Origin of the sequence: Paraburkholderia sp. RL17-381-BIF-C (genome assembly GCF_046026435.1) — a bacterium.
Lineage (GTDB): Bacteria > Pseudomonadota > Gammaproteobacteria > Burkholderiales > Burkholderiaceae > Paraburkholderia.
In genome coordinates this window covers 82,512-94,688 of record NZ_JARESX010000016.1, presented here as the reverse complement: position 1 = coordinate 94,688, position 12,177 = coordinate 82,512, and the positions used below count along the sequence as shown (strand labels likewise).

11 protein-coding genes are annotated in these 12,177 nt (G+C 62.1%); 6 read left to right on the top strand and 5 right to left on the bottom strand.

Going from position 1 to position 12,177, the window contains the following annotated elements; translation table 11 throughout:
* Positions 1 to 177: 177 nt before the first annotated feature.
* A complete protein-coding gene (locus tag P0D70_RS12985; RefSeq protein ID WP_408184781.1) occupies positions 178 to 900 on the bottom strand; it encodes a GntR family transcriptional regulator in 723 nt (240 codons plus the stop codon).
* A 167-nt stretch (positions 901 to 1,067) separates the two neighbouring features.
* Between P0D70_RS12985 and P0D70_RS12980 the strand changes: the two genes are divergently transcribed.
* The 6 genes from P0D70_RS12980 to P0D70_RS12955 all read left to right on the top strand — a co-directional run bounded on the left by P0D70_RS12980 (position 1,068) and on the right by P0D70_RS12955 (position 7,462).
* Positions 1,068 to 1,493 (top strand): GlcG/HbpS family heme-binding protein, encoded by a 426-nt coding sequence (locus tag P0D70_RS12980; protein ID WP_408184780.1) that lies wholly within the window; start codon positions 1,068 to 1,070, stop codon positions 1,491 to 1,493.
* Positions 1,494 to 1,512: 19 nt separating this feature from the next.
* Complete coding sequence (locus tag P0D70_RS12975) at positions 1,513 to 2,538, top strand: amidohydrolase family protein (protein WP_408184779.1); 1,026 nt, start codon at positions 1,513 to 1,515, stop codon at positions 2,536 to 2,538.
* Between the two features lie 11 nt (positions 2,539 to 2,549).
* On the top strand, positions 2,550 to 3,461 hold the full coding sequence (locus P0D70_RS12970) for a VOC family protein (RefSeq protein ID WP_408184778.1): 912 nt from the start codon (positions 2,550 to 2,552) through the stop codon (positions 3,459 to 3,461).
* A 50-nt stretch (positions 3,462 to 3,511) separates the two neighbouring features.
* Complete coding sequence (locus P0D70_RS12965) at positions 3,512 to 4,384, top strand: fumarylacetoacetate hydrolase family protein (protein WP_408184777.1); 873 nt, start codon at positions 3,512 to 3,514, stop codon at positions 4,382 to 4,384.
* Between the two features lie 5 nt (positions 4,385 to 4,389).
* Positions 4,390 to 5,964, top strand: coding sequence for a bifunctional 3-(3-hydroxy-phenyl)propionate/3-hydroxycinnamic acid hydroxylase MhpA (gene mhpA / locus P0D70_RS12960; protein WP_408184795.1), 1,575 nt, complete (start codon positions 4,390 to 4,392; stop codon positions 5,962 to 5,964).
* A 97-nt stretch (positions 5,965 to 6,061) separates the two neighbouring features.
* Positions 6,062 to 7,462: an MFS transporter gene (locus P0D70_RS12955; protein ID WP_408184776.1), complete on the top strand. Its 1,401-nt coding sequence runs from the start codon at positions 6,062 to 6,064 to the stop codon at positions 7,460 to 7,462.
* A gap of 211 nt (positions 7,463 to 7,673) precedes the next feature.
* Here the strand turns inward: P0D70_RS12955 and P0D70_RS12950 are convergent, their stop codons facing one another.
* The 4 genes from P0D70_RS12950 to P0D70_RS12935 form a co-directional block, all read right to left on the bottom strand.
* Entirely contained in the window at positions 7,674 to 8,855 is a 1,182-nt protein-coding gene (locus tag P0D70_RS12950; protein ID WP_408184775.1) for a porin, read from the bottom strand.
* Between the two features lie 207 nt (positions 8,856 to 9,062).
* Positions 9,063 to 10,298 (bottom strand): dienelactone hydrolase family protein, encoded by a 1,236-nt coding sequence (locus tag P0D70_RS12945; protein WP_408184774.1) that lies wholly within the window; start codon positions 10,296 to 10,298, stop codon positions 9,063 to 9,065.
* Between the two features lie 13 nt (positions 10,299 to 10,311).
* Entirely contained in the window at positions 10,312 to 11,025 is a 714-nt protein-coding gene (locus P0D70_RS12940) for an SDR family NAD(P)-dependent oxidoreductase (RefSeq protein WP_408184773.1), read from the bottom strand.
* A 19-nt stretch (positions 11,026 to 11,044) separates the two neighbouring features.
* Positions 11,045 to 12,169 (bottom strand): cupin domain-containing protein, encoded by a 1,125-nt coding sequence (locus P0D70_RS12935; protein WP_408184772.1) that lies wholly within the window; start codon positions 12,167 to 12,169, stop codon positions 11,045 to 11,047.
* Positions 12,170 to 12,177 lie beyond the last annotated feature (8 nt).

Below are 12,177 nucleotides of genomic sequence, written 5' to 3'. Positions count from 1 at the left end.
CCTGATGGCCGCGCTGCGGCCGTTTTTGGTTTTCAGGAGTTTTGTGTAGAAAGAATCGAAGGTCAACAAAAAATATACAAAGCCAGGGAAATCCACAATTCGTGCATTGGGTGCAGCGTACGCGTGCGCGAGCTGGGCCTTCGCTTGCGCGATGACCCGGCTGTGGACAAAGAGGGCTTAGTTGACCGGCGGGAAGAGGTCCGCGTCGGCGAGGATGATGTCGGCGGTTTTCTGGTAATGCGAGGTGACGAGTTCGATTGCGGTGGCGGCATCGCCGGAAACGACCGCCTCGAGCATCGCCTGGTGTTCCTCGCGCTCATGCCGTTTCGGGTAGACGCGACGCACCGACAACTGGCGGTAGCGGTAAAGCTGGTCGGCAAGCTGCTCACAGAAGTTGATCAGCCAGCGCGACTGACAGCCGCCGATCAACGCGCGGTGGAAAGCGCGATGCAGCCGCTCCCATTCCGGGTTTTCCTTGTATTCGCTCTCGCTGAGCGAACGGGGTATTTTCGACAGCCGATGATAGGCCAGCACCACCTGTTCTTCCCACTCGACCGAGCGTGTCGCAAATGCCTCGCGCAACGCCACCTCTTCGAGCCAGCAGCGGGTGCGCGTGATTTCGCGCAGGTCGCTGGCGCTGATGCCTGCTACCGCGAAGCCGCGCTGGTCGCGGCGCTCGACCAGCCCGTCCGAAGTGAGCCGGTTTAGCGCTTCGCGCATGGGCGTTTGCCCCGCCTGATAGTGATCGCACAGAAACTCGATCTGCAGCTTGCGCCCAGGCTCCAGCTTGCCGTCGAGCAGGTCCGCCCGAATGCGGTCATACAGGTTCGTCGCGAGCGTGGCGGCCGGCGGGCCCGCCATGCCCGTACTGGCTCCGGGAGTCGCAATGATGCGGGACAAGAAACACCTCCAAGTAGATCATTCTGCTCGGAAGTATATCCGAAGCCCTGTGCCGCGTTAAAAACGATAGCGAGTAAGGGGTTTCCCTATAACAATACACAAAACGTTGGACTTTGACGTTTTGTATATATTATGATCGCTCTCAACCTGATGTCGTGAGCTCGAAAATGGAAACCGTTTCCCTGGATGTAGCCAACCGGATTGTCGCCGAGGCGCTGGCCAGCGCGCGTCGCCACGGCTTTCGGCCGATGGCGGTCGTCGTGCTCGACGAAGCGGGTCTCGTCAAGCTGACGAGTCGCGAGGACGGTGCGACCGCTCTGCGCATCGATATCGCCCACGGAAAAGCCGCGGCGGCGTTCGGCATGGGCGTCGCGTCACGCACACTGCTGGAGCGCGCGAAAGACAATCCCGTGTTCTTCAGCGCGATCGGCGCAGCAAGCTCCGGGAAGTTCGTGCCGCAGACCGGCGCGATTGTCATCACTTCGGCGAGCGGCGCCGTGCTCGGCGCGATCGGTGCGAGCGGCGGCACAGGTGACGAAGACGAGCAGATCTGCATCGACGGCGTTTGCGCCGCAGCGCTGTCCTATCGTTAAGTCTGCAAGCAAGGTCGCCATGTCTTCCCAGTTGAAATACGCATGCCGATGTCGCGGCATCGACGTGCATAGCCACGTCGTGCCGGCCGATCTGCCGCGCTACCTCGGTGCGAAGGTGCCGCGCGACTGGCCGTCGATGGCGGCGGCGCACGAGTGCCATCGTCACGTGATGATCGACGGCAGCGTCTATCGCACGGTGTCGGACCGCTGCTGGGATACCGGCAAACGCGTCGCGGACATGGACGACCAGCGCGTGGCGATTCAGGCTATCTCGCCGATGCCCGAGTTGCTCTCCTACTGGATGACCGCGCACGACGTATTGCCCCTGCTGCAATACATGAACGGCGTCATTGCAACGATGGTGGACGACAGCGACGGGCGCATGCTGGGCCTCGGCGCAGTGCCGTTGCAGGACATCGATCTGGCGATCCGCGAACTCGAACGGCTGATGCAGACGCCAGGCTTCGCGGGCGTCGAGATCGGCAGCAATATCAATGGCGTTCCTGTCGGCGCGGCGCAGTTCGATCCCTTCTTCGAAGCCGCCGAATCGCTCGGCGCCGCCGTGTTCGTCCACGCCTTGCGCCCGACCGGCAAAGATCGCCTGGTCGGACCCGCACAACTGCTGCAGGCGCTCGCTTATCCCACCGACGTCGGTCTTGCCGCCGCGTCGGTCATCACGAGCAATCTGCTGGTGCGGCGTCCGCGACTGCGAATTGCATTCAGTCACGGCGGCGGTACGCTTGGCTTGCTGCTGCCCCGCTTGCAACGGGCGAGCGAGGTATTCGGCCCACTGCGTGAAAGTTTGCAGGCGTCGCCCGTCGAACAGGCCCGCAAGCTCTATTACGACTCGCTGGTGTTCGACGCGGCCACGCTTGGCCACCTGCTCGCCCTGTTTGGCGAATCGCAACTTATGCTCGGCACCGACTACCCGTTCGCGTTCCGCGAAAAAAATCCTGTTGGACAGATCGAGTCGATGCACTTCGACGAGCCGACTGTCGAACGCCTCATCTATCGAAACGCTCAGGCGTTTCTGGCAATCAGTTGATGGAGCAATACATGAACCAGTGCCTTGTCACAGGCTTGAGAGGCATCGAAATCGGCGTGCCCGATCTCGAAGCAGCCGCACGTTTTTACACCGATACATGGCATCTCACGGAACTGACGCGCCGGCCCAACGCGGTGTATTTCCGTGGCACGGGTGCCGCGCACCACATCCTCACGCTGGTGCAAAGCGAACGCGCCGATGTACGCGCAATCGAGTTCAGCGTCGCGCAAGTGGCGAGCCTCGACACGATCGCCGCCGCTGTCACGGAGCATGGCGGCAAGGTGCTGACCGGTCCGGCGCCGACGCAAATGCCCGGCGGCGGCACGCTGCTCGAAGCACTCGACCCGCAAGGCCGCGTGCTGCGCTTCATCGCGGGCGACCGTAGTCATGCGAATGACGAGCCGATCAAGGACCGTCCCATCAAGATCACGCACGTCGTGCTGAATAGCGAAGACGTGTCGGTGGCGCAGGCGTTCTTCGAGAAGGCGCTCGGCTTCCGCCTGTCGGATCGCACGCGCATCATGGCCTTCATGCGTTGCTGCAGCGATCACCACAGCATCGCGCTCGCGGACTCGCAGGAGAACACGCTCAATCACATCGCGTTCCTGATGCCGGACCTCGACTCGGTGATGCGCGGCGGTGGCCGCATGAACGACGCGGGCTATCCGATCGAGTGGGGCGTGGGGCGTCATGGTCCTGGCAACAACGCATTCGCGTATTTCCTGGGGCCGTTCGACTTCGTCATCGAATACACCGCCGAAGTGCAGCAGGTGGACGACACCTATCGCACCGGCGGTCCCGACGACTGGAAATGGCCGCCTGGCCGGATCGATCAGTGGGGTATCGGCAAGCCACCATCCGAGAAGATGAAAGCGGCCCAGAAATCGATCTTCTTCCACGCATCTGCTTCTGCACGGAAATGACCGGTGCGCACGACGCACCGCTTTACATCATTCAATCCTCGGAATAGACAATGAAACTGGTTACCTTCAAATCCGGCGACACGACTCGCCTCGGTGTGATCGACGGCGACGACGTGGTCGACCTGAACAAGGCCGATCCGTCAGTGCCCGCAGACCTGCGCGCCGCCCTCAAGGCCGGCGTCGACGTGGTCGCGGCCGCGAAGCGCGTCATCGCGGCGGGTTCGGACCATCGCGTGCCGTATGCGTCGCTGACGCTTGCGCCGGTGCTGCCGGAGCCGGGCAAGATCGTCTGCCTCGGCCACAACTACTACGACCACGCGAAAGAAGGCGGCAATCTCAAGCCGGTTTATCCGCTGATTTTCTTCCGCGGCGCATCGTCGCTGATCGCGCACGAAGACCCGGTGATTCGCCCGCAGATCTCCGACAAGCTCGACTACGAAGCGGAACTGGTGATGGTGATCGGCAAGCGCGCTCGCCACGTCAAGCGCGAGCAGGCACTCGACTACGTGTTCGGCTATTCGTGTTTCAACGACGTCTCGGTACGCGATTACCAGAAGCGCACGAGCCAATGGACGATCGGCAAGAACTTCGACAACACGGGCGCATTCGGTCCGTGGCTCGTGAGCGCCGACGCACTGCCGCCGGGAGCGGCAGGTCTGTCGCTGCGCCTGATCCTGAACGGCGAGGTGATGCAGCAGGCGAACACGTCCGACATGATCTGGGGCGTCGCCGAAACCATCGAACTGCTGAGCGAGTGTCTGACGCTCGAACCGGGCGACGTCGTCGTGATGGGCACGCCTGCGGGCGTGGGCTTCGCACGCAATCCGCCGGTCTTCATGAAGCACGGTGACCGGGTGGAGGTCGACATCGAAAGCGTGGGCCGCCTGCAGAACACGGTTCAGGACGAAGCAACGGCGCGGTGAGCACGATGAAGAGCCATTTCGATGTAGTCGTAGTCGGCTTCGGTCCATCGGGCGCGGTGGCCGCTGGTTTGCTGGGCAAACTGGGCATCGGCACCTTATGTGTCGATCGCTCGCGGACCGTGTATGACAAGCCACGCGCGATCGCGGTCGATCACGAGATCATGCGGGTGTTCCAGGGCCTGAGTGTCGTCGATGAGATTGCGCAACACGTGGCCGTGTTTCCGCCGTCGGAGTATTACGGCGTGGACGGTCAGTTGATCAAACGGATCGACACGGTGCCCAGGCCGTACCCGCTTGGTTATACGCCGACGATGGTGTTCACCCAGCCGCCCGTCGAGGCTGCGCTGCGTGAGCATGCCAGTGCCTACGACTGCGTGGAAGTGGCGCTCGGCACCGAACTGGTCGGCTTCGAGGAAACGGCTGACGGCGTCACGGTCGAGTTGAAGGACGATACCGGCGCGGCCCGCACGGTGACCTGCAACTATCTGATCGGTTGCGATGGGGCGTCGAGCACCGTGCGCACGCAACTCGGCATCGGCTACGAAGACCTCGAATTCGACGAGCCGTGGCTGGTGGTGGACGTGCGCGTCAACGAGCAGGGCATCGAAAAGCTGCCGAAAGTTGCGATCCAGTATTGCGAACCATCGCGGCCCTGCACCTACATTGTCGGTCCGGGCGGACATCGTCGCTGGGAGATCATGTTGATGCCCGACGAAGATCCTCGCGAGATGCAGCAGGACGAGCAGGTGTGGAAGCTGCTGGGCCGCTGGCTGACGCAGGCTGATGGCGAACTATGGCGCGCCGCCAGCTATCGCTTTCACGCGCTGGTCGCGAAACAGTGGCGTCATGGCCGGGTCTTTATCGCGGGCGATGCGGCTCACCAGCAACCGCCGTTCATCGGCCAAGGCATGTGCCAGGGCATACGCGATGTCGTCAATCTGATCTGGAAGCTGAACGCGGTGATGCGCGAAGACGCGGCGCCGTCGCTGCTCGATACGTATCAGGTCGAACGCAGTGCGCACGTCAAACAGTTGACCTCACGAATCAAGGATATCGGCCGGTTGATCTGCGAGCGCGATCCCGTGGCGGCACGCGAGCGCGATGCACGTCTTCTGCGTGAAGCGGGCGGTGTGATCAAGACCATCACGCGTCAGGAGATCGTGCCGAAGCTGGAAGGCGGTCTGCTGTCCGGGCACGTGCACGCGGCCAACGGGACTCTGTTTCCGCAGCCCCGTGTCGCACATGGCGACGCGCATGCGCTGTTCGACGTCGTGGTGGGGGAAGGCTGGCGCGTGGTAACACTTGGCGGCGCGCCGGCAACGCAACAGGTGCACGCGGCGGCTGAAAGGCTCGGTGCACGTTTGATCGCGTTGGCGCCCGATGGTGACGTGCATCATGCCGTGATCGAAAACGGGCGTCCCGCGTTGATCGAACTCGATGGCGTACTGGCGGGTTGGTTCGATCGGCAGGGCTGCTGTGCGGCGATCGTGCGCCCCGATCATTACGTGTATGGCGTGGCAGGTAGCGCGAGCGCACTCGAAGCCGAACTCGCGCAACTGGAAGCAACCCTTCGCGGATAAGCATCCGGATGGCCGCTTCGTGCGGCCATCCGGCCGGGAAGAATGAAGGCCAAGTCGCAGACAGAAGCGACGCCTGAAAAAATTAACGGAGACAATCTTGGCTACGCTCATCAATGTGCGCGAAGAACTTGCGCACGCACGTGTCGGGAAATTCCATCTGCGCTTCGCAGTCCTGGTTGCGTTCATCATGTTCTTCGACGGCTACGATCTGTTCAACGCCGCCTACGTCATTCCTCTGATCCGCAAGCTCTGGCATCCGTCCCCGTCGATGATCGGCATCATGCTGTCGAGCGGCATTGTCGGCCTATCTGTCGGCTCGGTGCTGCAAGGACTGCTCGCCGACCGGATCGGCCGACGCAAGGTGATGCTGATCGCACTGTGGACCTTGACGGCGGCCAGCGGCCTGCTTGCCACCGTAGTCGATTCTGCGCTGAGTTTCGCGGTGGTCCGGCTGGTGCTCGGTACCGCGCTCGGCATGGTTACGCCGCTCGCGCTAACCTGCATCAACGAATGGGCGCCGCGCCGCAACGCCAATACGTTTGCTACCTGGGTATTCCAGTTCGGCTTTTCCGCGGGCGGCATCTTTGCGGGCATCGCAGGTATTACGCTGACACCGTTGTTCGGCTGGCAATCGCTGTATTTCGTCGGGCTGCTGTCCGCCGGGGTCGCGCTTGCGGCCATGAAATGGCTGCCGGAATCCGCGCAATATCTCACCCTGCGCGGCCGGTACGACGAGGTGCTAACGCTGCTTTGCAAGGCACGCCCGGAGAAGGCGCATGACTATGCGCAAGCCCGCATCCTGCCTATGGCCAACGCCGCGCGTGCAGGGGCGATAAGCGAACTGCTGTCGCCGACATACCGTCGCAATACGATCGTTCATTGGATCGTCGGTTCGCTAAGCCTGTTCTGCATTCACGGTTTGACCGGGTGGCTGCCGTCGCTCGTGGTGGCCAAAGGGCAGGGTGTGTCGTCGGCGTTCGGCTATGGGACGCTCGTGATGATTGCGTCGGTGTTCGGCGGCATCTCGATGGGCTGGCTCGCAGACCGATTGCGCAGCCGGATTCGCGCGATGATCATCGGCTTCGCCCTGGCGGCTGTTTTCATGGGCAGTCTGACGACGATGCTCGGTAAGCCCGAAGCGATTGCGCTGATCGCAGCGACAGGCTTCTTCGTGTTCGGCGCACAGGCAGTGCTCAACAACTATCAGGCGATGAGCTATCGGACCGAAGTGCGCGGCACGGGGATGGGGGTTGCCGTCGGGTTGAACCGCGTGGGTGGCATACTTGGGCCGGTGATCGTCGGCGTGGTCGCGTCGGTCAATCCCGATCCGTTCTACACGTTCGCGCTCTTTGCCGGATCGCTGGTGCTGGCGGCCATCGTGATTTCGCTGGGACGCGTGGAAATTGCTTCGCTGCCCGCCACGACCGACCATGACTCAGCCACCGCTGGCGAAGCTGCGCCGCCCGCCCACGTGCGCGACGGCGCTGCAACTGGCTGAGGGTTTCAACTGCCCTGTGGGTGTAACGAAGCAGGCAACAAACAATGCGGCCGCCGTCGACGCGGCCGTTGCTATATTGAGAGCCGACGATCGATCAGTTGGTTCATGGCGGACTCTGTCGGAATTCGCGTAGCCACCGCTCCGCTTTAGTGAAACAGGGCGGTGACCGACATCTGCGCTCACCTTGCTACACGATGTGCTTGACGATACGTCAGAATTTGTGCCGAATCCCTAACTGGACGAAGGTCTGCCGGTTCGTCGATGACGCTGTCAGCGCGTTGAGCGTCGCACGCGCCGCGTGACCGGTGGAATCGGTGCCGCTCGCGAACTCCGTGCTGCCGAGGACATAGATGTCGGTGCGTTTGGACAGGTAGTAGTCGAGCGACATCGAGAGGTTGTTGTACGCCGAGCTGCCGATGGTCCCCGCCCCTGAGCCATGCGTGTAGCTGTAGACGAACTCGCTGGCAAGGGACGGCGTCCAGAAGTACGTGAGGTTGAATTCACCGGTGTCGAACTTCGCGGTGCCCGTGAGCCGCAACGGATTCGAGCCGGATGAAGTGTCGCCGAGATTCTTGAACTGCACGTTGCTGTAGACGAGGCCAAACGTGGCCGCTCCGAGCGTATAGCGTCCAGCGGCGGCGACGGCCTGATACGAGTGCGCCGACGCGTAGCCGCTGTAGACAGGGCTCGCCGTCATGTTGTTGAGAGCGGAGCCTGCCACATTGGTCGGTGTGGCGGTGAAGAACGACTGATTCGGGTTGCGCACGTTCATATATGCGGCGCCCGCGGAGAAGGCGCCGTACTCATAGCCTGCGCCGACGGACCAGATCTGGTTGCGCGCGAAGTCGCCAGCCTGGCCGCCCAGACCATACACGCCGCCCACGGTCAAGCCGCTGAACTCGGGGCTCGTGTACTTGACCGAGTTGTTCACGCGCTTGCTGTTGTTCAGGTTATCCAGATCGCCCGGGTGCGCGGTCGTGCCGCCGCCGTAATTCGCGGAGTTCATGCGCGATTCGACGAAGGTCACGAGCGAATCGTACTGACGCCCGAGCGTCACTGTGCCGTATGTCTTGCTTGACAGCCCCACGTAGGCCTGCCGGCCGAACAGCGCGCCGCCCTGCAAGGCCGTACCTTTGCCGAGGTCGAAGCCGTTCTCGAGTTGGAAGATGGCCGATAGTCCGCTGCCCAGATCCTCGACGCCCTTGAAGCCCCACCGCGAGCCCTGCATGATGCCGCTCGCGCCGCCGATCACGCGCCCGCCTGCGCTATTGCTCGTGTAATTCACGCCGTAGTCGATCAACCCGTACAACGTGACAGAGCTGGCGTTGGCGTGGGCGGCACCGCATGCAGCGATCAATGCGGTGGCGGATAACGTCTTGATTTTGATTAGCATGGCGAAGTAGTGGGTTGTGAGGATCGATTGAGGATGGGGTTCAAGCAGCACTGACCGCTCATGCAACATTACTTGCGTCAAAACATTCTGGTATTCGAAATCTATCAAGCTGCATTTGCGGGAATCGCAACGCTTCATACTGCGGCGCAAATGACGAAAGGCGCGTTGCCGCATGCGGACAACGCGCCTTTCGGGGGCAGTGCCAGATCAGATCGGCTTGTTTTCGCTCGATGGCCAGTTGGACATGAGCGTATTCGTCGGCAGGGTTTCGTCGATTAACTTCTTCGCGGTCTGGATTCCGCTAACCGGCAATCCGGTGGGATCGAGCACACCGATTTGCACGAGCACGCAAGCCTGATCCCAATAGATATGCTCGTTATAGAGCTTGTCGCCGCGAAAGCAGACGACCGCGAGCATCGGCACCTCAAAGTATTTTCCCGTCGGCGCAAGGCCCGGCAGCAGCCAGTCGATCTCGCGATCGTGCGTCGCACAGAACACGAATTCGTCGACGATGCGGTCCGCGCCGATCGTGCGCGAAATGGGTATGAGCCGCGTGTCCTCCGGATTGGAATTCACGAAGTGATAGCGATAGAAGCGCTTCAGTTCGTCATGACCGACACCGCCGGTCATGGTCGGTACATGGTTGACATAAGGTTGCGCGACCATCGTCGGCATAATGGCATCGACGTCACGGGTCGCGAATTCATAGTAGCAGTGACGCTCCCAAAGCATGTTCAGGTCGTGAATCGGCCCCAGCGTGCCGCGCAATAGCGCGACCGTGCGCGAGTAAGCCATCGTTGCTGCGGGCTTGTCGAAGTGTGGGCGCCCCGGTGTCGCGAAGGCATGCTCGCAGCCCGGATATACATGGGCATCCAGTTGCGGACGGTCGGCGAACGCTGCAAGCATCGTTTCGCGCGCATCCGGTGAGCAGTGGGCATCCTCGCCGGCGAAGTGGAACAGCATCGGGCAGCGAATCGACGGAACTTCGTCGACGTAGGCATCGAGTCCGACACCGTAGTAGCTCACGGCGCAATCCAGATCGAGTCGTGCGGCGGCAAGCATCGCGAGTTTGCCGCCGAGACAGTAGCCGATCGCGCCAACTCTGCCAGCCAGCATCGGCAGTGCGCGCAAGGCCTTCAGTGTCGAGCCGATATCGCTTATCGCGAGATCGACATCGAGTCTTTCGTTGTAGCCGAGCGCTTCACGGAAGTCGGCTTCGCCGTAGCCCAGTTCGACACCCGGCTTCATACGCCAGAACAGATCCGGCACTAGCACCACATAGCCTTCTTCCGCGAAGCGATCCGCCATCTCCCGCATATAGCCGTTGATGCCGAAAATTTCCTGTAACAGCACGATGCCCGGTGCGGACCCTTGGGCCGGCGTCGCGTGATAAGCACGAAAGCGCCGGCCGTCGTGACTGTCGATGTCAATATAGGAACCCATGTTGCCGTCCGCCTTAAGGTAAGGAAAGAATTCGCGCCTGCGTCGCGGCACGGTCGAGCGCCAGATCTTGCGCGAGGCCTTGCGCCATCGCGCCGATATAGACCTCGCCCGTTTCGCCCGTCAAGGCGTCGAGCACCGAATCGGCGCTAAAGGCGGGATCGAGCTTCGGGCCGTCGAAGTCGCGGCTCATGTCGGTGTCGATGGCGCCGGGCAACGCGGCGAGCACGCTCACGCCATGCGGTGCGAGTTCCGCGCGCATCGATTCGGTAAGGCGTAGCGCAGCCGCTTTCGATGCGCACAGTGAACCCATTGCCGGCAGACTGACGCGCGCAAGTATCGACAACACGTTGATCATCGCGCCGCGCCGGCCGATCAGAACCGGTGCGAACGCGCGTGCCATGCGCAACGTGCCCAGGAAATTGACGTCGATCTCGGTGCGGGCATGCTCGACTGCGAACGGCGACAAAAATGCGGACTGGTGGTTCACGCCTGCATTGTTGATGAGCAGCGTGGTGTCACCGGCAAGACGTGCGGCATTCGCCACGCTCGTTTCATCGGTGATATCGAGCGTGACTGGAATCACACGCGCATCATCGTGTTCGACAAGACCCCCGCGCGATGCGGCGTAGACCTTGCCGGCGCCACGCGCAAGCAGCCGCGCGACGAACTGCGCCCCAAGGCCGCGGTTCGCGCCTGAGACGAAGGCGATAGTATGGCGATCGATCATGGGAAGCTTCTCCAGACCTTTAAACGAGTGAGAAATCGGCCGGCAGCGTGACTTCAAGCAGTTCGAGATCCGCGCTGCACCGGCGGAATGCATAAGTCGACATGCCCGGAATCGCGATGCTGTCATCGGCGCGCAGATGCCAGGTCTGGTTGCCCTGAACGACTTCGAGACTGCCTGCTAGCACGAAGAAAAAGCAGAACTCGGTGTCGTGCATGCGCGATGCCTCCTGTCCTTCGCCTTGCGGACGAACCACGCGCACGCCGGCGAGGCCCTGTGTCGCAGCGCCGATTCCCGTGTCTGTCACCACGAATCCGGGGGATTTCCACGGCGTCCACGTCGCCTGCTTCGCGACATGACGCACGAAGCGTTGACCGTTGAAATCGTGCTCGGGGTCGTAGACAGTCGAGGGCAACGTCATCGCATGATCGGCCATCGTGATGTGCTCGGCGGGACTGCCGAGCTCGATGACTTCCGCGCCCGCCGAACTTTCCAGCACGCGATGACGGATCTCCGGCGGCTGCAGCACGCAGTCGCCCGCTTCGAGCAGGAAAGGCTCGCCTTGTCCTTCGTAGACGAGGCGCACCCAGCCCTTGCGGCAGAAAATGGTCTGGAAGCGGATCTTGTGGAAATGCACGTAATCGGGCACCGGGCCGCCCTGGAGAATGCGGATGTGCGATGCGATGAACGCGCCGCCATGCCGCTCGGGGAGCAGATCGCGGTAGCGCATGCCCGCACGGCCGACACTCCAGTGCGCGTCGCCGTCCATACGCGACAACACCAACTGTTGACGCGTGGGCGGCAGCACCATCGGCGGGCTGGCATTCACGAGACGCACCGTTACGCCATTCGGGGCGATGATTTCGCGCGTTTCGCCAGGAATTTGCGCGGGATCGTCGCAGAGCACCTGGAGCGTGTCGATGCCATTGACCACGTCGAGTCCGAGTCGCAACGTGAAGCCGTCGCGCGAGAGCATGGCGGTGCGAGGGGCGTCGGCCGGAAAGATCGCGTCGAGCCTGAATCCCAGGCGAGCGATGAAGAACTGCATCGTAGTGGGCAAATCGGTGCAATGCATCGGCATGACGATGCCGCGCACGCCTTCGATGATGGCGTCGGTGGAAGCGCGATTGATAGAGGATGAGGTCATGGAAATTC